The following is a 23,443-nucleotide window of genomic DNA, read 5'->3' as shown; positions in this document are numbered from 1 at the left end:
GTCATACTAAAGTCCGTCATCGTGGTGCTACAGGACAGATTCTCCTCGTGGTCGAGACAGTTGATGGTGCCTCTGCCTTCCCCGCCCGCGTCGCTGCTGGCGATGGCGCGAATCTTGCAGGAGTGGTATGTCGTCTTTCAGCGGGAGCTCGGCATGCTCGACCATTACTTCCATCTCGATTTCGATGTTCAGCGCGGCCTGCAGGAGCAGCTGCGCGAGGCGCTGCTGGATGCCATTCATACCGGCACGATCCCCACCGAAGAGGCGCTGCCCTCCTGTCGCAAGCTGTCGCTGCAGTTGGGTATCTCGCGCAACACCGTGGCGCTCGTCTACGAAGGGTTGGTGGAGGATGGGTATCTGGTCAGTCGGCCGCGTAGCGGTTACTACCTCCACGACGCATACCATGAGCCGGATGCACCGGAAACGGGCGGATGTTCCCGCGACGAGGTCGTCGATGCACCCGCTTGGGGCAGTCGTTTTACCCATCGACCGAGCCATTTGCAGGGTGTTCTCCGGCCCAGCAACTGGATGCACTACGAATTTCCTTTCGTCTACGGCCAATTGGATACGCGCCTGTTTCCGCTGGAGCAGTGGCGGGAAACCTCACGCCTGCTGCTGGGCGGCCGCCGAGAGCGGCACTGGCTGAGCGATCGTTACGATCAGGACGACCCGATGCTGATCGAGCAACTACGCACCCGGGTGCTGCCCAAGCGGGGCATCCATGCGCGCAGTGACGAGATCCTGATCACGCTGGGCTCGCAGAACGCGCTTTTCCTGATCGCCCAGTTGCTGTTCGATGCGCGAACCCGGGTTGCGATGGAGAACCCCGGCTATCGCGAGGCCGCCAACGTCTTCCTGCGCCAAGGGGCGCAGTTACGCTATCAGTCGATCGACAGCGAGGGCATGTGCCTGGATGCGGCGGCGGCGAAGAGCGATTATCTCTACGTGACGCCCAGCCATCAGGGGCCGACCGGCGTGACCATGAGCCGACGCCGGCGCGAGGCGTTGATCGAGCAGATCCAGCGTCGCGACCAGATCGTGCTGGAAGACGACTACGATGCAGAGGTCAACTTCGACCGCCATGCCCAACCGGCGCTGAAGGCGAGCCGAGCGGGTTCCCGCGTGATCTACATGAGCAGTCTGTCGAAGCCGCTCTCGCCCGGGCTGAGGTTGGGCTATGTCGTGGCGGACGCGGAACTCATCGAGGAGCTGCGCGCGCTGAGAAGACTGATGTATCGACATCCGCCGTCCGGCCTTCAGCAGCAGCTGGCACAGTTTCTCTCCCAGGGGCACTACGATCGCTATCTGCGGCTGTTCGCCGACGAGATGCGCCAGCGTTGGGAGATCATGAACGCCGCCATCGGCCGCGAGCTGGCCGATTGCCGCCGAGTGGGCGGCGACCATGCCAGCGTGTTCTGGCTCGAGGCGCCCGAGGCCGTCGATACTCAGCGGCTGGCATGGCAGGCCGCCCAGCATGGCGTGTTGATCGAACCCGGGTTCCAGCACTTCTTCGACCAGGTGCCGCCGCGCAACTACATGCGCCTGGGGTTCGGCGCTATCGATGCCGAGCGAATCGAGCCGGGGATTCGATCTCTGGCGCGGGCTTTCGGCTAGACGAGGCGCGAGCGCCGGCCGCTCGGCCGGTGGGGGCAACGCGTGATGGCCAATCGATCGCCGCAACGCGACAGACCGCCGTGGCCATGGCCACGGCGGTCTGTCGTTGGGACCGGGACTGAGCGACGATCAGGCGAGTCGAGCGCTGGCCTCGCCAAGCACCGTGTCGAGAATCGCCAGCCCTTCGGCCACTTCCGCCTCGCTGACGATGCACGGCGGTACCACGTGGATACGGTTTTCGACCACGAACGGCAGCAGGCCCTTGGCGATCAGCGCACTCTTGATCTTGCCCATCTCGGCGGCCGGCAGGGGCGCGCGGGTGGCGCGATCGCTGACCAGTTCGAGCGCATGGAAAACGCCCAGGCCACGGGTTTCACCGACGACGGCGTGCTGCTGTGCCAGCTGCTGCAGGCCGGTGGCCAGCGGGCCGTTGCCGACCCGGTCGGCATTTTCCACGACGCCTTCCTCGCTCATCGCATCCAGCGTGGCCACGATCGACGCCATCGCCAGCGGGTGCCCGGAGTAGGTCAGGCCGCCGAAGAACATGTGGTCGTCGAAGTAGCGACAGATCTCGTCGGAGATGATGACGCCGCCAGCGGGGACGTAGCCGGAATTGACACCCTTGGCGAAGACGATGAGATCCGGCTTGGCGGCAAAGTGCTCCAACGCGAACCATTTGCCGGTGCGACCGAAACCCGCCATGACCTCGTCGAAGATCACCAGGATGCCGTGCTGGTCGGCCAGCTTGCGGACACCTTCCATATAACCCTTGGGCGGGATCAGCACGCCGGCAGTGCCGGGGATCGACTCCAGCAGAATGGCGGCGATGGCGCTCGGCCCTTCACACTCGATCACCCGCTTCAGATGCTGCAGGGCACGTTGGCACTCCTCTTCCTCGTTGCCCGCCCAGAAATCGCTGCGATAGAGAAACGGGTTGAAGAAGTGCGCGTGGCCGCGGGCGAATTCATTGGGTACGCGGCGCGGGTCGCCAGTGGCGACGATCGCGGCACCGGTATTGCCGTGATAGGAGCGATACGCCGAGAGGATCTTGTCGCGACCGGTGACGGCGCGTGCCATTCGCATGGCGTTCTCGTTGGCGTCGGCGCCGGCATTGGTGAAGAACACCTTGCCGAAACCCGCCGGCGCCCGGGCCAGGATGCGCTTGGCGGCTTCGCCGCGGGCCAGGTTGGCGTGGGCAGGGGCGACGGTGGTCAGCTGTTCCGCCTGGGCCTGAATCGCGGCGATGACCTTGGAGTGCTGGTGACCGATGTTGGTGTTGACCAGCTGGCTGCTGAAATCCAGATACTCCTTGCCCGCGTAATCCCACAGCCGACAGCCCTTGCCTCCCGCGATCACCATCGGCGAGAGACTGCCCTGTGTCGACCAGGAGTGAAACACGTGCTGGCGATCGAGTTGCTGGACGATGTCGTTGGAAATGTCGGTCATGGCAGGGTTCCTGTTATCGGTGCCGGAGGGCGGCGCGTGAGTGGGCGTTGAAAGTGGGCGTTGAAATGAGTGTCGGGATGAAGAGCCGTCAGCCGTGAGCGCTCGGCCACGAGCGACAGTCCAGGCGCTGACAGCCCAGAGACTAAGGGGCGTCATACGAATCTCTTAGAGCCAGAATGTGTCGGGTCTCGTGACAGACGCATCGGGATGTCCCGTGGTGGCGGGGAAACTGGCCCTACCCAGAGCGGGAGCGGCTGAGTATGGTTGCTGCCTTGTCGAAAGGTTGCCTGCGGCCAACAGGAGGGAGCTCCGCCGATGTCATCGATGCCCCTGTTGTGGCCGGCCGTCGCCCTGGCATGCTTTGCCGGTCTCGTCAGAGGTTACTGCGGATTCGGTTTCGCGATGCTGATGGCGCTGGGGCTGATGCTGTTCTTGCCGCCGATCGAGGCCGTGCCGCTGGCGCTGCTGCTCGATCTGATCACCAGTGTCGGGCTGTGGCGGCGAGCCTGTCGTCTCGCCGACTGGCCACGCCTGCGTCGCCTTCTGCTTGGCATGCTGGTCGCGACCGTCGTCGGCGTGAGCCTGATCACCTCCATCCCGGCTTCACCCATGCGGATTTCGATCGCCCTGTTGGCACTGGCGGGGGCATTGGCGCTGCTGTGGCGTCGTGAACCGTCCCAGGCGCTCGCGGCCACCGATATTGCGACGAGCGGGGGGGCAACGCCGCCGCCCGGTCGGCTATCGAGCATCGCCGCCGGGGGGATATCCGGGCTGTGCATGACCCTGGCCTCCTCCGGTGGCCCCCCGTTGATGCTCTATCTGCTGCACCAGCGGATGCGTCCGGTGGTACTGAGAGCGACGGCTATCCTGTTCTTCGCTGCCAGCAGTGGCGCGTCGCTGATCGGGCTCGGGCTGGCCGGAGGGTTGGACGGGACGACGCTGTCTCGGGCGGCGTGGCTGCTGGTGCCAGCCCTGCTCGGCAATGGACTGGGGCAGTGGGCCTTCGAGCGTTCACCGCCGCGCTCGCTCAAGGTCACCGTGGCGCCGCTGTTGATCGTGCTATCGATATGGGTGCTGGCTCGGGAAATCCTGTAGGGCTGGCCGCCACCCGCGTCTCGTGATCGCAGGGTAGACCCTGCGTGGCGAGGGGGTGTCAGGATGAATTTCAGTCGTTAACGAAGGACGCGGTCGTGCGTCCGGTCACTCGAAGTCAGACAAGGAGAATGCTGTGAGCGATGTTGCTTTCATTACCGGTGCCACTTCCGGGTTCGGGCGTGCCGCGGCCCATCGTTTCGCCGAAGCCGGCTGGTCGCTGGTGCTGTCCGGGCGTCGTGGCGAACGCCTCGATGCACTCGAGGCGGAGCTGGCCGACAAGGTGGCGGTGCATACCATCGTGCTCGACGTGCGCGACGACGAAGCCGTGCAGAGGGCGGTCGACGATCTGCCCGAAGGCTTCAAGCGAGTGCGCACGCTGGTCAACAACGCCGGCCTGGCGCTGGCGCCTCAGCCGGCCCAGAAGGTCGCGCTGAAGGACTGGCACACCATGATCGATACCAATGTGACCGGGCTGGTCAACGTGACCCATGCGCTGCTGCCGACGCTGATCGAGGTGGGAGAAGGCGCGACGATCATCAACGTGGGGTCCATCGCCGGCCAGTGGCCGTATCCGGGCAGCCATGTCTACGGCGCTTCCAAGTCGTTCGTGAAGCAGTTCAGCTATAACCTGCGCTGCGACTTGCTGGGTACCGGCGTGCGGGTCACCGACCTGGCCCCGGGTATTGCCGAAACCGAGTTCACGCTGGTGCGCACTGGCGGCGATCAGACCGCGTCCGACAACCTCTATCGGGGCACGACGGCGCTGACTGCCCAGGACATCGCGGAGCAGATGTTCTACATCGCGACGCTGCCCCCGCACATCAACTTCAACCGTCTGGAAGTGATGCCGACACGCCAGGCCTGGTCGGCGTTCGCGATCGATCGCGACGACTGAGGGGGAGCGCGTCGCCATCCCGGCGCTGATGGCGCCAGTGACGCCACCATGAGAAAGACCCGAGCCTGTCAGTGCAGGGCTCGGGTCTTCTCGTCGAGGATGGGGCGAAACTTGTCAGGCGTTCGGATTCTGCTCGATGCCCTGGACGTACCACGGTGCACCGTCACGCAGCGCCCGCTTCAGGTGCCAGGTTTCGTTGAACTCGTTCTCCTCGCCATTCTCCTCCACGATGCCGTGGAACAGCACCGTGGCTTCGGCTTCGTCCTTGAACTCCTGCACGCTGCCGAGTTCGGCAAACAGGCGCACGATCTCGGTGCGGTTGTTGGCCGGCTGCTCCATGCGCTCCGCTTTCAGCAGGTTGTAGAGCTCGGGGGTGACGTACTCCTGGATCCGGCTCAGGTCGTTGTTGTCCCAGGCGCGCTGCAGGGTGGTGAAGTGCTCCTTGGCGCCGGCCAGGAAGCGTTCCCGATCGAACCACTCCGGCTCGGAGGCGATGCCGCCGGTGCTCGTGCCCGACGCGCCGGTGCTCATGAACGGGCTCGGCTGGGCGCCGGTGTCATGATGCGCCTGAGCGTCATCGCGATGGCCGGCCGGGGCGTGGCGTCGACGGCCCGCCAGCAGCCGGAAGCCGATGAAAGCGACCAGTGCGATCAGCAGGAAGTCCATCATCCGGAACCCGTCGAAGGCGCCACCGAAGAACAGCGACGCCAGCAGGCCACCCGCGAGCATTCCCGCCAGCGGGCCGGCGAAGCGCGACAGTCCGGCGCTGGGCTGGCGGGGCGGGGCGGATGCGTTGGTGCGCGTCGTGGTCGGGGTTGGCTGCTGCACCGAGCGCGAGTAAGAACCGAAGCTCTTGCCGCCACCCATACGGCGAGCCTCGGCGTGGTCGACGGCGGCGGCAAAGCCGAGCATACCGACCATCAACATGACGAGCAGATGACGCATGGCGTTCTCCTGAAATCAGCGTTATTGCGGGTCGAGTGACGACGTCGCGCACTCGTTGCTGCGGGCATTGTTGCAGACGGGCGTGAATGGAAGCTGAACGGCGTGACCTTCGCTCCGATTCTTTGGTCGTGTGTGTCTCTACTCACGATCCCGTTCGCGGCGGCGGAAGACGGGTTTGCCCGGCCTGGACTCGTCGGGTTCATGGCGGTAGCCGGCGACATCGAATCCGGTCAATGCCGCAGGGTCCTCGATTCGTTCACGAATCAGCCAGGCGGCCATCAGGCCACGAGCCTTCTTGGCATAGAAGCTGATGATCTTGAACTGGCCGTTCTTCTCGTCCTGGAATACCGGCGAGACCACGTCGGCCTGGAGTCTCTTGAAGTCGATCGCCTTGCTGTATTCGTTGGAGGCGAGGTTGACCAGCGTCGAGCTGCCGCTGGCGGCGACGGCCTGGTCCAGATCGGGCGTCAGCCGCTCCCGCCAGTAGGCGTAGAGATCCTTGCCGGCGGCATTGTCCAGCGGGATGCCCATTTCCAGGCGGTAGGGCTGGATCAGATCCAGCGGCCGCAGCATGCCGTAGAGCCCGGATAGAATCCGTAGATGATCCTGAGCGAAGGCGTTGTCTGCCTGGCTGAAGGCGGTCGCCTCCAGCCCGACATAGACATCGCCCTGGAAGGCCTGCGCCGCTGGCTTGGCGTTATCCAGCGAGAACGGGGTCTTCCAGTCGGCGTAACGGGCGGCGTTGAGCCCGGCGAGCTTGTCGCTGATGCCCATGAGTTCCGACAGCTGCTGGGGGGAATAGCCGCGCAGGATGTCGATCAGTTCGCGACTCAGGTCGAGATAATCGGGCTGGGTGACGTCCCGGGTCGTCGGGGGCGTCTCGAAATCCAGGGTCTTGGCCGGAGAGAGGATGCTGAGCATGGCGCGCTTACCCGTATTGGAGGTGGCGTTATCGGTCGTCGTTGGCGGCGACCATCAGGACCGAGTTTCGAAAACGAGTCTCAGGGCCGAGTTTCATGGGCAGGGGTTGGAAATTCGTCGATGCACGCCCTCGATCGCTTCGAGGACTTCGGCGGACAGCTCGAGTCCATCGCTGTCGATATTGGCATCGAGCTGCTCGAGCGTGGTCGCACCGATGATGTTGCTGGTGACGAAAGGCCGGGAAGTCACATAGGCCAGTGCCATCTGGGCCGGGTCCAGGCCGTGCTGGCGGGCGATATCGACGTAGGCCTGGGTTGCTTCCTGCGCCAGGTCCGACGTGTAACGCGAGAAGCGCTCGAACAGCGTCAGCCGGCCCTTGGGCGGTTTCTGGCCGTCGAGATACTTACCTGACAGCACCCCGAAGGCCAGGGGCGAGTAGGCCAGCAGGCCGACGGACTCGCGGTGGGCGATCTCGGAGAGGCCGATCTCGAAACTGCGGTTGAGCAGGTTATAGGGGTTCTGAACGCTGGCCACGCGAGGCAGGCCCTGGGTCTCGGCCAGATGCAGGCAGCGCATGACGCCCCAGGGGGTGTCGTTGGAGAGTCCGACGGCGCGGATCTTGCCGGCGTCGACGGCCTCTTTCAGTGCGCCCAGGGTCTCTTCCAGCGGCGTCGCGTCGCTATCGTCGCCCGGCAGGTAGCCGAGCTGGCCGAAGCAGTTGACGTGACGGTCCGGCCAGTGGAGCTGATAGAGGTCGAGGTAGTCGGTCTGCAGTCGCTGGAGGCTCGCATCCAGCGCTTGGTGAATCTGTTCGCGGGTGTGTCGCGGACCACCGCGCAGATGCGCCATGCCGCGTCCGGCACCCGCCGCCTTGCTGGCGATGATCAGCTCGTCGCGCTTGCCGCGCTGCTTCAACCAACTGCCGATATAGGCCTCGGTGCGGCCCTGGGTTTCCGGCTTCGGCGGCACCGGATACATCTCGGCGGTGTCGATGAAGTTGATGCCGGCGGCGATGGCGCGATCGAGCTGCTCGTGCGCCTCGGCCTCGGTGTTCTGTTCGCCGAAGGTCATGGTGCCTAGACACAGGCGCGAGACCTGCATGTCGGTCTTGCCAAGGGGGCGTCGCTGCATGTTGCGCTCCAGATGGGGAAAACGGATGTTGACGAGCCTGAGGCGTCACGAAAAAGCCGTTGGAAATCGTATGTTACTGGCGCCGTCGGAAAGCGGCAAACCGGCTCTGGGCGCGGGGGGTTGAGTCGCCACGCGGGCAGGCGTATCCTTGCGGCCTTTCGCCGCCCGGCCCTCGGCCGAGCGCGCCTGTGAAGAGTCGATTCCGACGCGCCATAGAGCGTTGCCTGGTGTTGCGGTAATAGAAAACAAGATGCGTCCAGATCGACACGGTAGTTCGGACCGTTAACGGGTCCCAGTCTCCAGGGTCACTGTCAGTTATGCCACAGACGTTTTCTTTCTTTACGCGATTCGAGTTCCGTCTGGCCACGCAACTCAGCCATACGCGCTGGATGACGCGGTCGCCGGGCAAGCAGCGATTGATGCTGCGCTGGTTCAAGCGTTGTGCCGATGCCGGCCATGTTCCGGCGCGATCGCTCTACGGGCGGGTGTTGATGCACCGGGGTATCTCTCCCCGTGACAAGTCCACTGGCGCGCGCTACGTCCTGCAGGCGGCCCAGCAGGGAGATCGTCATGCGCAGTACCAGGCCGGACGCATCTACGAGCTGGGATGTTCGCAGTACCAGCCCAACGAGCATCACGCGGTGACCTGGTACGCCCGCGCGGGGGAGAATGGTCATGTCCAGGCCGCCAAGCGGCTGGCCGATGCCTACCGGCACGGCGAGCTGGGCCTGCCCCGTGATCCCGCTCGTGCGGACGACTGGCAGCGCTGGACCCGCCAGCTCAGCGAAGAGAGCCCCGCCGGCGAGGCACCCGCCGCGCTCGCGGCGCACTGAGACGCACGCCACCTATCCGGGCCTACCGCCGCGTGACCTCTCCTGCAGCCTGGTGGCGGGATGAAGTCGCGCTTCAACACTGTCATGATGGCGCATCATCGGCGTCGCAAGATGAGACGGCATCATGGAAGGAGCCCGTGACGTGTTGCTGCCCACCCTGCTAGATATCGAGGCCTCCGGTTTTGGCCGCGGCAGTTATCCCATCGAGGTCGGCCTGGCCCGACCCGATGGCAGCCGCTGCGCATTCCTGATCCAGCCGGTGCAGGAGTGGACCCATTGGGACCCCAAGGCCGAACTGCTGCACGGGATATCCCGCGCTCGCCTGATCCGCGAGGGTTATCCGCCGATCGAAGTCGCACGCTGGCTCAACGACGAACTGGCGGCGAGCGGCATCGCCTACAGCGATAGCTGGGGCTACGACAATACCTGGCTATCGCTGCTTTTCGATCAGGCTCGCATGCTGCCGCGGTTTCGGCTGGAGGCCTTGCGGCGCCTGCTGAGCGAGGCCCAGACCGAGTGCTGGGCCCAGACCAAGGAGCGGATCGCTGCTGAGCACGACATCCGCCGCCATCGTGCCGGCGACGACGCCCGGCTGCTGCAGTTGACCTACAAGGCGACGCTGGGCGTCGACTAGCGGCGGGCACGAACACTGCCCTTGCTCGCCGACGCTTCGTACCCGCTCTGGCGTACCTCGCCGACTCACCCCTCGCCGCTGACGCTCAGCAGGATCTTGCCGGTATTGGTGTTGTCGGACAGATGCTGCATGGCTTTCTCCGCCTCCTGCACCGACCAGGTGCCAGCGATCAGGGGCTTGATCTCGCCGCTGGCCAGCTTGGGCCATACATGGGCATGGAGCGCATCGAGAATGGCGCCCTTGGCCTTGGCCGAGCGCGAGCGCAAGGTGGAGCCGATCAGGCGTTGGCGCTTCATCAGCATGCGTCCCAGGTTGACCTGTGCCTCGACTCCACCCATCAGCCCGATCAGCACCAGACGGCCGTCGGGGTTGAGAACGGCCAGATCCTGCGAAATGTAATCGCCGCCGACCGGGTCGAGAATCATATCGGCACCGCCCCAGGCCTTGACCGCGTCGACGAAACTGCCGTCGTGACGGTTCCAGCCGGCGTCGGCCCCGAGCTGGTAGCAGGTCTCCAGTTTGTCGGCGCTGCCCGCGGTGACGAAACAGGGGTTGCCGAAGACCTTGCAGAGCTGGATCGCGGCGGTGCCAACGCCACTGGCGGCGGCGTGCAGCAGGACCCGTTGGCCGTTCTGCACCGCGCCCTCCATGTAGAGATTGAGCCAGGCGGTGGCGAAGACTTCCGGCAGGGCCGCTGCCTCCCGCAGACCCAGGCCCTGAGGAATGGGAAGCACCTGGGCCTCGTCCACCGCCACCTGCTCGGCATAGCCGCCACCGGCAAGCAGCGCGCAGACGCGATCGCCACGCCGGAAGCGCTCGACGCCGCGACCGATCTCGATGATCGTTCCACTGACCTCCAGTCCCGGGATCTCCGAGGCACCCGGCGGCGGCGGATAGTTGCCGCCACGCTGCATCAGGTCGGCCCGGTTGATGCCTGCCCAGGCGACTTCGATGCGCACTTCACTGGCGCCCAGCGCGCCGGGATCGTCGTGCTCGCGCCAGATCAGTTGGCCGGATTCGATAGCGATGGCGTGCATCGATTTGCTCTCCTCGATAGTGGCATCCCCTCACTCTAGCAGCCCGGCGATGGCCACGCCGTTGTCATATGTCAGCGCCATGCTGGCAGCCTCCCAAGTGAGAGAGGGGATGGCTCATGATCGATACCGGCGCGCTGCTCGAACGACACCTCGGCGGCTTTCGTCGCCTGCCTGGCTGGTTGCGGCACTGCACCACGGCGCTGATGCGTCGCCTGATCCACGAGCGCGAGATCAACGACTTCCTGACACGCCACCGCGAGACCCGTGGCCTGGCCTTCGTCGAACAGGTGCTCGACTACTTCCGCTTCGGCTACGCCGTCTCTTCGCGGGAGCGCGAGAACATCCCGGTGTTCGGGCGCGTGCTGATCGTCGCCAACCACCCGCTGGGCGCGCTCGACGGTCTGGCGCTGCTGCGCCTGGTGGCCGATGTGCGCAGTGACGTACGCATCGTGGCGAGCTCGATCCTGGCCCAGATCGAACCGCTGGCGCCCTGTCTGCTGCCACTGGACAACCTGAACCGGCGCGGCTATCGGCGCAGCCTGGCTGCGATCGAGGCGGCGCTGGACCGCGAGGAGGCGGTGATCGTGTTCCCCGCCGGCGAGGTCTCGCGGGCCGGGCCGCGGGGCATTCGCGATCGCCGCTGGCAGGCCGGGGTCCTCCATCTGGCGCGCCGCACCAACGCGCCACTGCTGCCGCTGCATGTGGGTGGACGCAACTCCTGGCTGTTCTACGCCCTGGCGGCCCTGCGCGACGAGATCGGGACCCTGCTGCTGCCGCACGAGATGTTTCGCCAGCGCGATCGCCAGCTCCGCGTGCGTATCGGCGACCTGCTGCCGCTGGAGCAACTGGCACGCGGGGGCCTGCGCTCGGAGGCGACGCTCAAGCTGCTGCGCAAGCACGTCTATCGGCTGGGTCAGGGGCGCAAGGGGCTGTTCCGCGGCGAGGCGGCGATCGCCCACCCGGAGAGCCGGCAGGCGCTGCGGGAAGCGCTGCGCGAGGCGCGCCGGCTGGGCGAGACCAAGGATGGCAAGCAGATTCTACTGGTCGAGGGGCCGCCCCACGGGGTGGTGCTGCGCGAGATCGGTCGGCTGCGCGAGATCGCCTTCCGCCGGGTCGGCGAGGGCACCGGTCGGCGGCGCGATCTCGACGCCTTCGACGACTACTACCGCCACCTGCTGGTGTGGGACGACCGGGACCTGGAGATCGCCGGCGCCTATCGCCTGGGCGAGGCGGGGTCGATTCTCGACGCCCACGGCCCCGGCGGCTTCTACGCCGCGACCCTGTTCCACCTCGAGACGGCACCCTGGGACGAGCTGCGCCACGGGCTCGAGCTGGGTCGCAGCTTCGTCCAGCCGCGCTACTGGGGGCGGCGCAGCCTGGACTATCTGTGGCAGGGGCTGGGCGCCTACCTGCGCCATCATCCGCAGGTGCGCTGGCTGTTCGGCCCGGTCTCGCTCTCGGCCACGCTGCCGCTGCGCGCCCGCGAGCTGGTGATCAGCTACTACCGCCACTACTACGGCGATCCCGAGGAGGGCGTGCGGCCGCGGGCCCCGTTCGTGCTCTCCGACGCCGGGCGGCTGGAGGCGGAGCGGCTGTTCGACGGTGGCGATCGCGACGAGGACTTCCGCCGCCTGCGCGAACAGCTGGAGGCGATGGGGGTGAGCGTGCCGGTGCTCTACAAGCAGTACTGCGAGGTCGCCGAACCCGGTGCGGTGCGTTTTCTGGGGTTCGGCGTGGATACCGACTTCGGCTTCTGCGTGGATGGCCTGGTGGTGGTCGACGTCACCCGGCTCAAGCCCGACAAGCGGCGCCGCTATGTCGGCGCCGACGAGGTGACGCCGGCGCTGAGCGCGGGCTGAGCCCGGCGTCAGGCGGCCGGGACGCGATCCGCCGCCAACCGGTCCAGCAAACGTTCGATATCGGCGTCGGCGACCAGCGCGCGCCGGGTCGAGGCATCGAGGAAGCCATGTTCGACGGTGGTATCGAGAAAGGTCAGCAGTGGCGAGTAGAAGTCGGCGACATTGAGCACGCCGATCGGCTTGTGATGGAGGTCGAGGTAGCGCCAGGTCCAGATCTCGAACAGCTCCTCGAGCGTGCCGATCCCGCCGGGCAGGGCGATGAAGGCATCGGCGTGGGCAGCCATGGCGGCCTTGCGTTCGTGCATGTTGTCGACCCGAATCAGCCGGGTCAGACCGTGGTGCGAGACCTCGCGCTGGACCAGGTGCTCGGGCATCACCCCGATCACCTCGCCGCCCTCGGCGAGACAGGCGTTGGCCAGCCTGCCCATCAGGCCGTTGCGGGCACCGCCGTAGACCAGCCCCCAGCCGCGTCTGGCGATCGCGGCACCCAACGCTTCCGTCGCCGCGGCGAAGCGGTCGTCATTGCCTTCACGTGAACCCAGGTAAACACAGATCTGCACGCTATCGCTCCTGAGAAAAACCGATGGAAAGTGTAAAGGTACCGCCAGTGTCCCCGCTCAGGGAATGCTGGCGGCCACGTCGTGCTCGGCATCGAGCCAGCGGCCGATGGCGTTGTCGCCGCACAGGTGGTGGGCGTACTGGGTATGCAGGCAGCGCACCTGATCCCAGTTGGTGATCCCGCCGACACCCCGTTCGCGCATCAGTTGCGTGAAGCCGCGCCGCTCGATCTCCGCGCGCTGTTCGGCGGTCATGTAGGACCAGCGCTGGCGGACGTAATCGGCGTGGCTCTGGTGGTAACTGGCCAGCCACGCCGGGTCCTGCTGCAGACGCGCCTCCAGCTCCTTGATCACACCGCTGGCTTCGAGGCGTGACAGCACCACCTTGAGGCGCTCGCAGGAGAGCCAGTAGAGCGTCGGAAAGGGCGCGTCGTCGACGATCGGCGCCATGCGCAGGACCAGCGGGCGCCCCTGGCCATCGGTGGCGGCGACCGCCTCGAGCCCGCGGGGAGGGCGGCCCAGCTGCTCGGCGATGATCGCCAGTTGGGCGTCAGTCGGGTTCTGATCGGTGTGAATCACCATCGGGGGAATCCAGTATGACCTTGTTGGAACGAGCCACGGCGCGATAGAAGGCCTGGCTCAGTTGCATCGGCGTGGGCGAGTAGAGGTATTCGCGCAGCAGATAGTCGCGGGCGCGCTCGACCAGCACGGTGTGCAGTCGATTGAACGGCGCATCATAGTCGTAGGGATCGGGACCCGGCAAACGCAGATGGGGATAATCGGCCAGGCGCTCCATGAAGTAGTGTTCCAGCACGCGCTCGACGGCGCGATGGCGATCGAGGTCGTCGGGGTCGATCCACAGGTCGAAGTCGATCGACATGCGAAGGGCTACCCGCGCCGCGCCAGATCCGCGGTGCGGGCCGCGGTCAGGGCGATCAGGTCATGGCGCGCCAGCGACAGTTCCAGCCCGCGCCTGCCGCCGCTGACGTGCAGCGTCTCGAGCTTCAAGGCGCTTTCGTCGAGAAAGGTTGGCAGGCGCTTCTTCTGGCCCAGCGGGCTGATGCCCCCGACCAGGTAGCCGGTGGCACGCTCGGCCATCGGGACATCCGCCATCCGCGCCTTGCGGACGCCGGCGGCCTTGGCCAGCGCCTTGAGATCCAGCGTGGCATCGACGGGCACCAGGGCGACCACCAGGCGGTCGTCGTCGAGCTGGGCGAGCAGCGTCTTGAACACGCTGGCCGGCGGTAGCGAGAGCGCCCGGGCGGCATCGAGGCCGTAGGAACCTTGGGTGTCGGCGTCGCTCGCCACTTCGTAGCTGGTAACCTGGTGGGCCACACCGCGTGACTCGAGCAGGCGGATCGCGGGGGTCATGGCGTGACGGCCACTGTTGCCGGGACGGGTTGCGAGAAGCCCGTGGAGGTTTCTAAGCTGATCACGCTATGGAGACTCCCTGTCGATGGTGATGGATGCCGGGATGACCGAGCGCTGCGCGCTGTGCCAACGTTCCGCGCCGCTGACGCGTCATCATCTCATACCCCGAACGTTGCACCGCAAGCCGCGCTATCGTAAGCGTCATGGCCTCGAGCGGATGCGCGCGGCGGTACTGTGGGTCTGTCGACCGTGTCATTCCCATCTCCACCGCACGCTGAGCGAACGCGAACTCGCCGACCATTATGCGAGTCGCGAGGCGCTGCTGTCGCATCCCGATATTCGTGCCTTCGCCGAATGGCTGGGCAGCAAACCCGCGGGTTTCGTACCGAAGTCGCCGCCGCGCGGTGCCGGTCGCTGACCGGCATCAAATCAGCCGCAGGCCGCGATAGTCCTGCCAGGCCTCGGCCAGCGGCGCCGCTAGGCAGTCGCGCAAGTGCTCCGGCAAGCTGGCATGCGCCGTCTCGCAGGCCTCGAACTCTCGATTGTGCAGCCAGCAGTAGGCCCAGGCGCAGGCTTCGTCGTGATCCCGGGGCAGCGGCTTGGCAGGCATCTGCACCAGCAGGAACAGCGCCGTTCTGGCCGCCCAGCGCGGCGGGGTGGCGTCACCGCTCCAGTGGGTGAGCGTCACGCCGTCCGGCGTCGACTCGGGCTCGCCCAGTTTGGCGATGCGCGCGGTATCGGCCAGAATCATGGCCAGACGATCCGGGTTCGCCTGGCCCAGCATCAGCCAGTGGCCGACCAGTTTCGAACTGCCGGCCAGGACCCGAGCGTAGAACGGTCGGGAAGAAGTCTCGTCAGGCCGCTCGCACATGTTCGTCAATCCATTCATTTCGATGATGAGATCACTATCGTGAATTTCGATTTTGCCACGCGTATCGATCGCCGCCAGCATCCGACCAAGAAGTGGCAGCAGTATGAGGAGGACGTGCTGCCGCTGTGGGTGGCCGACATGGATTTCCGTTCGCCACCGGCGATTCTCTCCGCGCTGGAGGCCCGCGTCGAGCACGGCGTGTTCGGCTACGGTGATGTTTCCGCCGCGCTGAAGCAAACCCTTTGCGAATGGAGTCGGCATCACTACGACTGGCCGATCGAAGCCGGGTGGCAGTACTGGGTGCCCGGCGTGGTACCGGCACTCAATCTGGCCGCCATGGCCTTCAGCGAGCCGGGGCAGGGCGTGCTCACGGCGACACCGATCTATCCGCCCTTCCTGAGCGTGGCGAAAAACACCGGGCGCGAGGCCCAGACCTTCGAGCTGGCGGAGCCGGCGGCGGCGGGCGAGCCGTGGCGGCTCGATCTCGCAGCGCTCGAAGCCGCCATCAGGCCGAATACGCGGGTGCTGCTGTGGTGCCATCCGCACAATCCGACCGGGCGGGTCTGGAGTGCCGACGAGCTCCAGGGCCTGGCCGAACTGGCGGAGCGCCATGACCTGATCGTGCTCTCCGACGAACTGCACTGCGATCTGATTCTCGACCCGTCATTGCCACACCGGCCGCTGGGACAGCTCTGCCCGGCGTTGGCATCGCGACTGATTACGTTCTGGGCGCCGTCGAAGACATTCAATATCGCGGGCTTGTCCTCGGCCTGCGCGATCATCAGTGACGATGCGCTGCGCGATCGGTTCCAGGCCGCGGCGGCCGGTCTCCTGCCCAGCGTCAACGTGCTGGGGCTCAGCGCATCGCTGGCGGCCTATGCGGATTGCGAAGCGTGGCGCCAGGCGCTTCTCGCTGAGTTGCGCGGGAACCTGGCCATGGTCGAAGCGCACGTTTCGCGCTGGCCGGGGGTCACGATGTCGACGCCGCAGGCGACTTATCTAGCGTGGCTGGATCTGCGCCGGAGTGCGTTGGCCGACGCCCCGCAGCAGCGGCTGCTCGAGGAGGCCCGTGTCGCGCTTTCCGATGGGGCGGCTTTCGGCTGGCCCGGATTTGTCAGGCTCAACTTCGGCATGCCGCGAAGCTGGCTGGAGGAGGCGCTGCTGCGCCTGGACCGTCTACTGGCCGACTAGTTTTCCCCGGGGGCGGGCAGCAAAACGCCCGGTGCCGATGACCTCGGCGCCGGGCGTTCTGCCATCCGTTGCCAGCGTCGATCAATAGAGCATGGCGAACAGCCGGCGACGATAGGCGACCGTCAGCGGGTGATTCGCGCCCAACGCATCGAAGACGCGCAGCAGCGTCTTGCGGGCGGCGTCTTCGCCGTAGGCGCGGTCGCTCTTCATGATCGCCAGCAGTGCCTCGAGGCCGCCTTCATAGTCACCGTCGGCGATCCGGCGCATCGCACGTTGATAGCGTGCGTCGCTGTCGTCGCGCTCCCCGAGAGCGTCGATCTCGGCCTGGCTCAAGGCTTCCTCGCCAAACTCGATGCGGGCCCGCACGCCGCGGGCCTTGGCGGCGTCGCGATGTTCCGGCGGCAGCGCGTCCAGAGTGAGCTTGGCATCGTCGACCTGACCCGCGGCCACCAGCGCGCCGGCCAGATCGATCTGGTAGTCGTAATGCTCCGGGTACTGCTGAATCAGTTCCCGATAGATGGCCTGGGCGGTCTCGTTGTCGCCGGAGGCCAGCGCTGCCTCTGCCATCTCTTCCGGGCTCTGGGATGCCTCTGCGGGCGCTTCCAGATATTTCCCCAGCCATTCGCGTACCTGCTTTTCCGGTAGCGCTCCCTGGAACTGGTCGTAGAGCTGGCCCTGGGAGATGAGCTTGACGTCCGGCACCGAACGCACGCCCAACTGCGAGGCGATCTGCGGGAACGCCTCGATGTCGAGTCGGGCCAGCACGAACGCCCCGGCGTACTCCTGGGCCAGCTTCTCGAGCACCGGCTTGAGGTTCTTGCACGGTTCGCACCAGGATGCCCAGCTCTGCAGCAGCACCGGGTGTTGCATCGAACCTTCGAGCACGACCTGCTGGAAGTTCTCCAGCGTGACGTCGACGATGACGTCTTCCGGGGCGACACTGCTGCCGGCGCCATTGTGACTGCTTTCTTCCGGGCCGGTCAGCGGCTGCCCGGTGCGAGGATCGACTATAGCCATGCGAAAAACCCTTGATGTTCGATTCGAGATTGGGGACTGTTATGCGGGTTGTCCCGTATCGATTCAACCCCAGCGATCGACTTAAGCTTCGGAACCTGCCTCCTCGATGCCTCTTCCCCGTCCACTCAAGCGCGTTCTGGCAAGCGTGACGGTACTGATCGTCCTGATCGTGGCCCTGCTGTCGGGGCCGGCCTACATGCTCGCCTCCCAGCAGGTGCCGCTGCACGCCAGCTGGCACGATGCCGATCGTTCGTCCAGTGGATTGGCTCCCGATCCGGGCGAGGTCCGCGAGGCGGTGGTCCAGGTCTACGCGGCGCGCGCCTTCGAATGGCGGGGCGCCTTCGGCGTGCACACCTGGATCGCGACCAAGGCCGAGGGTGCCGAACGCTATCGCGTCTATCAGGTGATGAGCTGGCGCCGGCCCACGGTGGAGTCCGGCTATGCGCCGCCGGACCGCCGCTGGTACGGCAACCCGCCGACGCTGCTCGCCGAGCTACGGGGCGAGAGGGCGGCGCGAGCGATCGATGGGATCGAGGAGGTCGTGCCCGCCTATCCGGAATCCGATCGCTATCGGATCTGGCCGGGCCCCAACAGCAATACGTTCATCGCCTGGGTCGTGAGACAGGTCCCGGAACTCTCCGTGGACTTTCCGCCCAACGCCATCGGCAAGGACTATCTGCCGGGCCGGATCGTGGCGCAGACACCCACCCACACTGGCTATCAGTTCTCGCTGGGCGGGCTGTTCGGGCTGATGCTGGCCCGGGACGAGGGCTTCGAGCTCAACGTGCTGGGGCTGACGGTCGGATTCGACGGTCAGTCGCCGGCGCTGAAGCTGCCCGGTATCGGCCGTGTCGGCATGGCCCAGCCGACGGGGAGTTCGGGAGAGGAGAGCGTCGATCAGGACATCCCATGATCACGGGAGGGGGCTCGTTCGGTGAGCAGGCCTGAGCGAAGAGGGGACGGCGTTGTCTGGCGCTGGGTAGGGCGAAAGTCGAGGCAAAAAAAACCGGCGCCTGGGGAAGGCACCGGTTAAATAATTTGGTAGCGGGGACCGGATTTGAACCGATGACCTTCGGGTTATGAGCCCGACGAGCTACCAGACTGCTCCACCCCGCATCAATGTGTGGCGTATTATACGTATGGATTAGACGCTGTCAATGGCCTTTGCATCATGATGGCGACCATTTTGTCCCAGATGCGCCATCACCCCATCGAAAGCGGGCTCATAGCGCTCCCAGATCTCCATCGTCAACGGCGCCGTCGCCATCAGGCGCAGCAGGGTCTGCCGGAGTTCCTCGGGGGGGGTCGGCGGGCGGCCGAGGGCATCGTTGAGACGCGCGACCTGCACCTCGAGGCGCAGTGGCTCCAGGGCCTCGGGGATGGCGTCCCCCGCCAGCAGCGCCAGTTGGACCAGGCAGCGTTGCAGGGTCTCCTCGGCCTGGGCCGGTGACTGCAGCTCGTTCCGGCCCTCGATGGCCTGGCGCAGATCCCCGGCGAGCTGGCGGGTGTCGAGTTCGCCCTGGAGCGATTGACGCATCCAGTGGCGGTAGTCCGGCCACTGCTTCGCTTCTTCCACCAGTGCGAGACGGTCCAGCGTGATCTCGCGGGCATGGACGATGCCCTGCCAGCGCTTTTCCATGCCCTCGCTGCGCCGGCTTCGGGGCAGCGGTGCCAGCCGTTGCGCTTCCGCCAGGGCCGCATCCAGTACATCACGCTCTCCGGCGGAGTTCGGCTGCCAGGCGTCCACGCGATCGATCAGCGCCTGCATATCGTCGAAGCGCTGCTGCTGACGCGACTGCTGCTCGCCGCGGGCGGCGTCGCGGGCCGCGAAAATGTCGTCGCAATGACTCCGGAACTGGCGCCACAGCGTCTGCTCGATGCCCTTGGGGGCGCGGCCAAGCTCCCGCCAGCGCTGTTGCAGCGACTTGGCCTGCTCGGCGCGCTGGCTGGCCGGGGCCGAATCTTCCGCCAGCCGCCTTGCCTGCTCGACCAGGTCGCGCTTGTGTCCGGCGACGTCGCCGGCGCGTTCATCGATCAGCGACTGCAACTGGCGGCGCAGGCGCGCGTAGCGGCGGCCGGTCGAGGCGGCCTGGCGCCGCGGCACCGGCCAGTGATGGTCCCACTGCTCCTGGGCGGCATCGCGGACCTTGCGCAGTCCATCCGGGTCGGCATCGGCGGAGGGATTGGCCAGCAAGGCCTCCAGCTGCTCGCACAGGGCCTCCCGGGCGGCGAGGTTATCCTGTTCCCGCGATTCGAGCTCGGCTTCCCAGTCCGCCAGTTGCTCGTGGAGGGCATCGGAGGCGGCGCGGAAGCGCTGGGCCAGTTCGCGGGTCGCGGCGGCGTCGCCGAGTTGGCGCCATTCCCGAATCAGTTGCTGATGGTGGCGATGGCGCTCCCCATCGGAGCGTTCCCGCGCCTCGGCCAGCGCTTCTATGGCGGCCAGCAGGGCCTCGCGCTTCGGCGCAGCGGCGAATCCCCGCCAGTCCCTCAACTCGGCAAGACGGGCGGTCTGCTGCTTGTATCGCTGGTCATGAGCTGGCGTCAGTCTCTGGCCGCTGGTTTCCAGATACTGGCGGATATGGCGATGCAACTGCGAGGCCGGCCGATAACGGCCCTGATCGAGCTCCTGCGTCAGCGCCTCGAGTTGGGCCTCGACCTCCTCATCCGGCCAGCGGCTTTCATCCTTGGCGGCGTTCTCCGCGTCCGCGCCGCGCTGGTCGGCTGCCACCTGGCGCTGGGCGTCGAGCACCAGTTCGGTCGGCGGCAGTTCGTCAGGCCACGCCAACCGGTCGAGGATCGGCGATAGCGGTTGTTCGCCCTTCAGGCCCGCGCGCAGGGCGGGCGCTTCGGCTTGAAGTCGCTCCCAGGCCTGCCAGATCGACTGCGCGCGATGATCGAGGGCCAGATAGCGTTGCTGGAACGCCTCGCTGACGCCGTAGTGGTCCGAGATGCTCTGCCAGCGCTCCTCCTGCAGATGCCATTTACCCTGCAAGGCTTGCAGCACCTCGGGAGTCAGGCGTTCTGCCTCCAGGGCAATCTTCAACGCCTGGTCGAGGGCGTCGAGAATGCCTTCGCGGGTCGTCTGCGCCTCGGACTTCTCGCGCTTGACGCGTTCGATCTCGCGGTGCTGATGCTCGTGTTCGGCGACTCGCTGGCGGCAGCGTGTCACGGCGGCATCGAACCTCGCGCGCTGGGTGTCGTCGGCGTTGCCCGTCAGCGTCTCCCAGCCCTTGATCCAGTGTTTCAGGCGCGCCTCGAACATCGGCTCCCAGGGACGGTGGGCTTGGGCTTCCAACGTCTCCAGCAACTTTTCGCGCTCGGCCTCTTCCCGGCTCTGCTGCTCGGCATCGGCGCGCAGACTCGCCAGCCGCTCGCGGGCCAGGCGGGCGACCTGCTTGTCTCGACGAGCCTGCTTGCTCAGTAGCGCCAGTCCCTCGGGGGAGGTGACGCGTTCCGCCGCGGCATGACGCACCGCCGTGATGCCGTTTTCACAGGCGTGGTGAATCAGGCGGTCCTCGTCGTCGATACGGGCCAGGGCGGACAAGCGCAGGGTCAGGTTGTCGCCATGGCTGATCAGCGCATCGACCAGCGCGAGATCCTGCAGCGCTTCGACCTTCGCCAGGCGGGTGTTGAGGTCCGGGCTGGGCGAGACCCGGCCGCCAAGAAGATCGACGAGACGCTGGAAAGACTCCTCGCTGGGCGACTGGCCATGCCACTGGAACAGCGAGTCGAGATCCTGCACCCGAGCCAGCGCCGCCTGGCGGACGTGGGCCGATTCGTCCAGCGCGAGCCGGCGGAGTGTGTCGAGCTCATCCGGGCTCAGCTGCGACGCGGCTTGGGCTCGGACGGCGGGATCCTTGTGTCGCCAACGGGGAGAGAACAGGCGTTGAAAAAGTCCTGGCATGGCCGGTGTGGCATCCTGAAAAACGACGGGCTGGCAGAGGTCGATCACGCAATTTCGCGGAATCGACGGCAACTGTCTATCTAACCATCTGACGGCCGGTGGTAAAAGCCCGTTTCGCCGGTGGCGTCGGTGGGTGGCGACACCTGACAAAAGGTCTGAGGAGCCTTATGATCGGTTGCAGCGGCGTTCGCCCTCGCTTAGCTTAGGGCCTGTAAACGCCATTTCCCCCGCTGCGGAGTTCGGTCATGAGTCTCAACAGGGATCGGGCAGACACTGCCTTTACGTTTAAAGGCGGCATGTTGCCGATGACAGTCATGGAACTGGCCAGCGGCGATCCGGAGCGCATTCGCGCGCAACTGGCCGGCAAGGTCAGTCAGGCACCGGCCTTTTTCCAGCATACTCCAGTGGTGTTGGGCGTCGAGCAGCTCGACGAACCCCATCTCGCTCTCGAGCGAATCTGCGCCGTGTGCCGCGCGCACAAGCTGCTGCCGGTAGCGGTGCGTGGTGGTTCCGACCCGATCAAGCAGTCGGCCTGGGCGCTGGGGCTGGGCTGGTTTCCGCCGCAGGAGAGCCGCCCGCGAGCCGTCGACACCCGACCCGTGGAAGCCGCGGTCGAGGCGGAACTGCCAGTGCCGCCGCCGGAGGCGACCGTGCAGGCGGGAGGGCGCATCCATCGCGGGACGGTGCGTTCCGGTCAGCAGATCTCCGCCTCGGAAGGCGATCTGGTCGTGATCGGCGCCGTCAATCCCGGCGCCGAGGTGCTGGCCGCGGGCAGCGTGCATGTCTACGGGTCGCTGCGGGGGCGGGCCCTGGCCGGTATCCACGGTGATCGCGAAGCCGGTATCTTCTGCCATGATCTGCATGCCGAACTGCTCTCCGTGGCGGGTACCTACAAGCGCCTCGAGGATATCGATCCAAAGATGCTGGGGTGCTCGGTGCAGGTGCAACTCAAGGAAGACCAGTTAAGGATCTCGGCGCTGACCTGATTGGCGCGGGAACGATCAATAGTTATCGGGCAACAGGAAGTTCATCTTGGCCAAGATCATCGTTGTAACATCCGGTAAAGGTGGCGTCGGTAAAACGACCAGCGCGGCAGCCATTGCCACGGGCCTGGCCCTGCGCGGCAACAAGACCGTGGTCATCGACTTCGACGTCGGTCTGAGAAATCTGGACCTGATCATGGGCTGCGAGCGTCGTGTCGTTTACGACCTGGTCAACGTCATCCAGGGCGAGGCCGGACTCAAGCAGGCCATGATTCGCGACAAGCGCTCGGAGAACCTGCATATTCTTCCCGCCTCCCAGACGCGAGACAAGGATGCGCTGACGCTCGAGGGCGTCGAGAAGGTGTTGATGGACCTCTCCGAGGAGTTCGACTACATCATCTGCGACTCGCCCGCTGGCATCGAGCGGGGCGCCCAGCTGGCGCTCTACTTTGCCGACGAAGCAGTGGTGGTGACCAACCCGGAAGTCTCCTCGGTACGCGACTCCGATCGCATTCTCGGGCTGCTCTCCTCCAAGTCGCGTCGTGCCGAGCAGAACCGGGACCCGATCAAGGAGCACCTGCTGGTCACGCGCTACAACCCCAACCGGGTCGATGACGGCGACATGCTCAACCTGGAAGACATCCGCGAGATCCTGGCGATCGACCTGGTCGGCCTGATCCCGGAGTCGGAAGCGGTGCTGCGCGCCTCCAACCAGGGGGTGCCGGTCATTCACGACGACAAGAGCGACGCCGGTCAGGCATACGCTGACACCGTATCCCGCCTGATGGGTGAAGACGTGCCGCTTCGTTTCCAGTCGGTGCAGAAACGCGGGCTGATCGCACGCATGTTCGGAGGAGGAGGCCGCCGGTGAGGCTACTCGATTTTCTCAAGGGCGAACGCAAGAAATCCGCATCCGTCGCCAAGGAGCGGCTGCAGATCATCGTTGCGCACCAGCGTGGGCATCGGGGACAACCCGATTACATGCCGATGCTCGAGCAGGAGCTGCTCGAGGTGATCCGGCGCTACGTCAAGGTCGACCAGGACGCCATCAATATCAGTCTCGACAGCGACAACGACTGCTCGGTGCTCGAACTCAACGTCACGCTGCCCAACGAGGGCGAGACCGTCAAAGGCTAGGT

24 protein-coding genes and 1 tRNA gene are annotated in these 23,443 nt (G+C 66.0%); 12 read left to right on the top strand and 13 right to left on the bottom strand.

Features of this window, described 5'->3' with window-relative positions:
* Nucleotides 1-63 precede the first annotated feature (63 nt).
* The gene (locus tag AAGT95_RS01600) at nucleotides 64-1,614 is read left to right on the top strand and encodes a PLP-dependent aminotransferase family protein (RefSeq protein WP_342595303.1); all 1,551 of its coding nucleotides are present in this window, start codon (nucleotides 64-66) and stop codon (nucleotides 1,612-1,614) included.
* Nucleotides 1,615-1,743: 129 nt separating this feature from the next.
* Here AAGT95_RS01600 and AAGT95_RS01595 read toward each other — a convergent pair whose 3' ends face one another.
* Nucleotides 1,744-3,060: an aspartate aminotransferase family protein gene (locus AAGT95_RS01595; RefSeq protein ID WP_342595302.1), complete on the bottom strand. Its 1,317-nt coding sequence runs from the start codon at nucleotides 3,058-3,060 to the stop codon at nucleotides 1,744-1,746.
* 315 nt (nucleotides 3,061-3,375) lie between these two features.
* Between AAGT95_RS01595 and AAGT95_RS01590 the strand changes: the two genes are divergently transcribed.
* Together AAGT95_RS01590 and AAGT95_RS01585 are read left to right on the top strand one after the other, a co-directional pair.
* Nucleotides 3,376-4,155: a sulfite exporter TauE/SafE family protein gene (locus AAGT95_RS01590; RefSeq protein ID WP_342595301.1), complete on the top strand. Its 780-nt coding sequence runs from the start codon at nucleotides 3,376-3,378 to the stop codon at nucleotides 4,153-4,155.
* A gap of 133 nt (nucleotides 4,156-4,288) precedes the next feature.
* The gene (locus tag AAGT95_RS01585) at nucleotides 4,289-5,050 is read left to right on the top strand and encodes an SDR family NAD(P)-dependent oxidoreductase (RefSeq protein WP_110597888.1); all 762 of its coding nucleotides are present in this window, start codon (nucleotides 4,289-4,291) and stop codon (nucleotides 5,048-5,050) included.
* 114 nt (nucleotides 5,051-5,164) lie between these two features.
* Here AAGT95_RS01585 and AAGT95_RS01580 read toward each other — a convergent pair whose 3' ends face one another.
* The 3 genes from AAGT95_RS01580 to AAGT95_RS01570 form a co-directional block, all read right to left on the bottom strand.
* A complete protein-coding gene (locus AAGT95_RS01580; protein ID WP_342595300.1) occupies nucleotides 5,165-5,995 on the bottom strand; it encodes a Tim44 domain-containing protein in 831 nt (276 codons plus the stop codon).
* 138 nt (nucleotides 5,996-6,133) lie between these two features.
* Nucleotides 6,134-6,916 carry a peroxide stress protein YaaA gene (yaaA, locus tag AAGT95_RS01575; RefSeq protein ID WP_342595299.1) on the bottom strand — a complete coding sequence of 261 codons (783 nt, stop codon included), beginning with the start codon at nucleotides 6,914-6,916 and terminating at the stop codon, nucleotides 6,134-6,136.
* Between the two features lie 93 nt (nucleotides 6,917-7,009).
* Nucleotides 7,010-8,047, bottom strand: a complete 1,038-nt coding sequence (locus AAGT95_RS01570; protein ID WP_342595298.1) for an NADP(H)-dependent aldo-keto reductase — start codon at nucleotides 8,045-8,047, stop codon at nucleotides 7,010-7,012.
* A 317-nt stretch (nucleotides 8,048-8,364) separates the two neighbouring features.
* Between AAGT95_RS01570 and AAGT95_RS01565 the strand changes: the two genes are divergently transcribed.
* A complete protein-coding gene (locus AAGT95_RS01565; protein WP_110597884.1) occupies nucleotides 8,365-8,880 on the top strand; it encodes a tetratricopeptide repeat protein in 516 nt (171 codons plus the stop codon).
* Nucleotides 8,881-9,004: 124 nt separating this feature from the next.
* Complete coding sequence (locus tag AAGT95_RS01560) at nucleotides 9,005-9,514, top strand: hypothetical protein (protein ID WP_110597883.1); 510 nt, start codon at nucleotides 9,005-9,007, stop codon at nucleotides 9,512-9,514.
* A 65-nt stretch (nucleotides 9,515-9,579) separates the two neighbouring features.
* On the opposite strand, the gene AAGT95_RS01555 is transcribed toward AAGT95_RS01560, so the two are convergent.
* On the bottom strand, nucleotides 9,580-10,551 hold the full coding sequence (locus AAGT95_RS01555) for an NAD(P)H-quinone oxidoreductase (RefSeq protein WP_342595297.1): 972 nt from the start codon (nucleotides 10,549-10,551) through the stop codon (nucleotides 9,580-9,582).
* 116 nt (nucleotides 10,552-10,667) lie between these two features.
* On the opposite strand from AAGT95_RS01555, the gene AAGT95_RS01550 reads away from it, so the two are divergent.
* On the top strand, nucleotides 10,668-12,410 hold the full coding sequence (locus AAGT95_RS01550; RefSeq protein ID WP_342595296.1) for a lysophospholipid acyltransferase family protein: 1,743 nt from the start codon (nucleotides 10,668-10,670) through the stop codon (nucleotides 12,408-12,410).
* An 8-nt stretch (nucleotides 12,411-12,418) separates the two neighbouring features.
* On the opposite strand, the gene AAGT95_RS01545 is transcribed toward AAGT95_RS01550, so the two are convergent.
* From AAGT95_RS01545 to ybaK, 4 genes are read right to left on the bottom strand one after another with little or no spacing between them, the layout of a single operon-like run.
* Nucleotides 12,419-12,970, bottom strand: a complete 552-nt coding sequence (locus AAGT95_RS01545) for a TIGR00730 family Rossman fold protein (RefSeq protein ID WP_342595295.1) — start codon at nucleotides 12,968-12,970, stop codon at nucleotides 12,419-12,421.
* Between the two features lie 57 nt (nucleotides 12,971-13,027).
* Nucleotides 13,028-13,549, bottom strand: a complete 522-nt coding sequence (locus AAGT95_RS01540) for a DUF501 domain-containing protein (protein WP_342595294.1) — start codon at nucleotides 13,547-13,549, stop codon at nucleotides 13,028-13,030.
* The gene (locus AAGT95_RS01535) at nucleotides 13,518-13,847 is read right to left on the bottom strand and encodes a hypothetical protein (RefSeq protein WP_110597879.1); all 330 of its coding nucleotides are present in this window, start codon (nucleotides 13,845-13,847) and stop codon (nucleotides 13,518-13,520) included. The genes AAGT95_RS01540 and AAGT95_RS01535 overlap by 32 nt, the downstream gene beginning before the upstream one ends.
* 8 nt (nucleotides 13,848-13,855) lie before the next feature.
* Nucleotides 13,856-14,338 carry a Cys-tRNA(Pro) deacylase gene (gene ybaK, locus AAGT95_RS01530; protein ID WP_342595293.1) on the bottom strand — a complete coding sequence of 161 codons (483 nt, stop codon included), beginning with the start codon at nucleotides 14,336-14,338 and terminating at the stop codon, nucleotides 13,856-13,858.
* A gap of 85 nt (nucleotides 14,339-14,423) precedes the next feature.
* On the opposite strand from ybaK, the gene AAGT95_RS01525 reads away from it, so the two are divergent.
* Complete coding sequence (locus AAGT95_RS01525) at nucleotides 14,424-14,756, top strand: hypothetical protein (protein ID WP_110707820.1); 333 nt, start codon at nucleotides 14,424-14,426, stop codon at nucleotides 14,754-14,756.
* Between the two features lie 6 nt (nucleotides 14,757-14,762).
* On the opposite strand, the gene AAGT95_RS01520 is transcribed toward AAGT95_RS01525, so the two are convergent.
* Nucleotides 14,763-15,209: a hypothetical protein gene (locus tag AAGT95_RS01520; protein WP_342595292.1), complete on the bottom strand. Its 447-nt coding sequence runs from the start codon at nucleotides 15,207-15,209 to the stop codon at nucleotides 14,763-14,765.
* 39 nt (nucleotides 15,210-15,248) lie between these two features.
* On the opposite strand from AAGT95_RS01520, the gene AAGT95_RS01515 reads away from it, so the two are divergent.
* The gene (locus tag AAGT95_RS01515) at nucleotides 15,249-16,400 is read left to right on the top strand and encodes a PatB family C-S lyase (protein WP_342595291.1); all 1,152 of its coding nucleotides are present in this window, start codon (nucleotides 15,249-15,251) and stop codon (nucleotides 16,398-16,400) included.
* An 81-nt stretch (nucleotides 16,401-16,481) separates the two neighbouring features.
* Here AAGT95_RS01515 and AAGT95_RS01510 read toward each other — a convergent pair whose 3' ends face one another.
* A complete protein-coding gene (locus tag AAGT95_RS01510; RefSeq protein ID WP_342595290.1) occupies nucleotides 16,482-17,417 on the bottom strand; it encodes a tetratricopeptide repeat protein in 936 nt (311 codons plus the stop codon).
* Between the two features lie 106 nt (nucleotides 17,418-17,523).
* On the opposite strand from AAGT95_RS01510, the gene AAGT95_RS01505 reads away from it, so the two are divergent.
* Nucleotides 17,524-18,330: a DUF3750 domain-containing protein gene (locus AAGT95_RS01505; RefSeq protein WP_342595289.1), complete on the top strand. Its 807-nt coding sequence runs from the start codon at nucleotides 17,524-17,526 to the stop codon at nucleotides 18,328-18,330.
* A 126-nt stretch (nucleotides 18,331-18,456) separates the two neighbouring features.
* On the opposite strand, the gene AAGT95_RS01500 is transcribed toward AAGT95_RS01505, so the two are convergent.
* Nucleotides 18,457-18,533: transfer RNA gene (locus AAGT95_RS01500), tRNA-Met, on the bottom strand.
* A gap of 28 nt (nucleotides 18,534-18,561) precedes the next feature.
* Entirely contained in the window at nucleotides 18,562-21,321 is a 2,760-nt protein-coding gene (locus tag AAGT95_RS01495; protein ID WP_342595288.1) for a DUF349 domain-containing protein, read from the bottom strand.
* A gap of 245 nt (nucleotides 21,322-21,566) precedes the next feature.
* Here AAGT95_RS01495 and minC point away from each other — a divergent pair, with 245 nt between their 5' ends.
* Genes minC through minE form a run of 3 tightly spaced genes read left to right on the top strand, consistent with a single transcriptional unit; the run spans nucleotide 21,567 to nucleotide 23,441 of the window.
* A complete protein-coding gene (minC, locus tag AAGT95_RS01490) occupies nucleotides 21,567-22,307 on the top strand; it encodes a septum site-determining protein MinC (protein WP_110597871.1) in 741 nt (246 codons plus the stop codon).
* A 46-nt stretch (nucleotides 22,308-22,353) separates the two neighbouring features.
* Nucleotides 22,354-23,175: a septum site-determining protein MinD gene (gene minD / locus AAGT95_RS01485; RefSeq protein ID WP_110597870.1), complete on the top strand. Its 822-nt coding sequence runs from the start codon at nucleotides 22,354-22,356 to the stop codon at nucleotides 23,173-23,175.
* Entirely contained in the window at nucleotides 23,172-23,441 is a 270-nt protein-coding gene (gene minE, locus AAGT95_RS01480) for a cell division topological specificity factor MinE (RefSeq protein WP_110597869.1), read from the top strand. The genes minD and minE overlap by 4 nt, the downstream gene beginning before the upstream one ends.
* The last annotated feature ends 2 nt before the right edge of the window (nucleotides 23,442-23,443 follow it).

The organism is Salinicola lusitanus, from assembly GCF_038648475.1.
Lineage (GTDB): Bacteria > Pseudomonadota > Gammaproteobacteria > Pseudomonadales > Halomonadaceae > Salinicola > Salinicola lusitanus.
This window is presented reverse-complemented; position numbering and strand designations above follow the sequence as displayed.

Bases quoted from the DNA above. Each gene is read 5' to 3' on its own strand.
- AAGT95_RS01600 (WP_342595303.1), top strand. From the start codon at position 64: ATGGTGCCTCTGCCTTCCCCGCCCGCGTCGCTGCTGGCGATGGCGCGA.
- AAGT95_RS01595 (WP_342595302.1), bottom strand. From the start codon at position 3,060: ATGACCGACATTTCCAACGACATCGTCCAGCAACTCGATCGCCAGCAC.
- AAGT95_RS01590 (WP_342595301.1), top strand. From the start codon at position 3,376: ATGTCATCGATGCCCCTGTTGTGGCCGGCCGTCGCCCTGGCATGCTTT.
- AAGT95_RS01580 (WP_342595300.1), bottom strand. From the start codon at position 5,995: ATGCGTCATCTGCTCGTCATGTTGATGGTCGGTATGCTCGGCTTTGCC.
- yaaA (WP_342595299.1), bottom strand. From the start codon at position 6,916: ATGCTCAGCATCCTCTCTCCGGCCAAGACCCTGGATTTCGAGACGCCC.
- AAGT95_RS01570 (WP_342595298.1), bottom strand. From the start codon at position 8,047: ATGCAGCGACGCCCCCTTGGCAAGACCGACATGCAGGTCTCGCGCCTG.
- AAGT95_RS01565 (WP_110597884.1), top strand. From the start codon at position 8,365: ATGCCACAGACGTTTTCTTTCTTTACGCGATTCGAGTTCCGTCTGGCC.
- AAGT95_RS01560 (WP_110597883.1), top strand. From the start codon at position 9,005: ATGGAAGGAGCCCGTGACGTGTTGCTGCCCACCCTGCTAGATATCGAG.
- AAGT95_RS01555 (WP_342595297.1), bottom strand. From the start codon at position 10,551: ATGCACGCCATCGCTATCGAATCCGGCCAACTGATCTGGCGCGAGCAC.
- AAGT95_RS01550 (WP_342595296.1), top strand. From the start codon at position 10,668: ATGATCGATACCGGCGCGCTGCTCGAACGACACCTCGGCGGCTTTCGT.
- AAGT95_RS01540 (WP_342595294.1), bottom strand. From the start codon at position 13,549: ATGGTGATTCACACCGATCAGAACCCGACTGACGCCCAACTGGCGATC.
- AAGT95_RS01535 (WP_110597879.1), bottom strand. From the start codon at position 13,847: ATGTCGATCGACTTCGACCTGTGGATCGACCCCGACGACCTCGATCGC.
- ybaK (WP_342595293.1), bottom strand. From the start codon at position 14,338: ATGACCCCCGCGATCCGCCTGCTCGAGTCACGCGGTGTGGCCCACCAG.
- AAGT95_RS01525 (WP_110707820.1), top strand. From the start codon at position 14,424: ATGGTGATGGATGCCGGGATGACCGAGCGCTGCGCGCTGTGCCAACGT.
- AAGT95_RS01520 (WP_342595292.1), bottom strand. From the start codon at position 15,209: ATGTGCGAGCGGCCTGACGAGACTTCTTCCCGACCGTTCTACGCTCGG.
- AAGT95_RS01510 (WP_342595290.1), bottom strand. From the start codon at position 17,417: ATGGCTATAGTCGATCCTCGCACCGGGCAGCCGCTGACCGGCCCGGAA.
- AAGT95_RS01505 (WP_342595289.1), top strand. From the start codon at position 17,524: ATGCCTCTTCCCCGTCCACTCAAGCGCGTTCTGGCAAGCGTGACGGTA.
- AAGT95_RS01495 (WP_342595288.1), bottom strand. From the start codon at position 21,321: ATGCCAGGACTTTTTCAACGCCTGTTCTCTCCCCGTTGGCGACACAAG.
- minC (WP_110597871.1), top strand. From the start codon at position 21,567: ATGAGTCTCAACAGGGATCGGGCAGACACTGCCTTTACGTTTAAAGGC.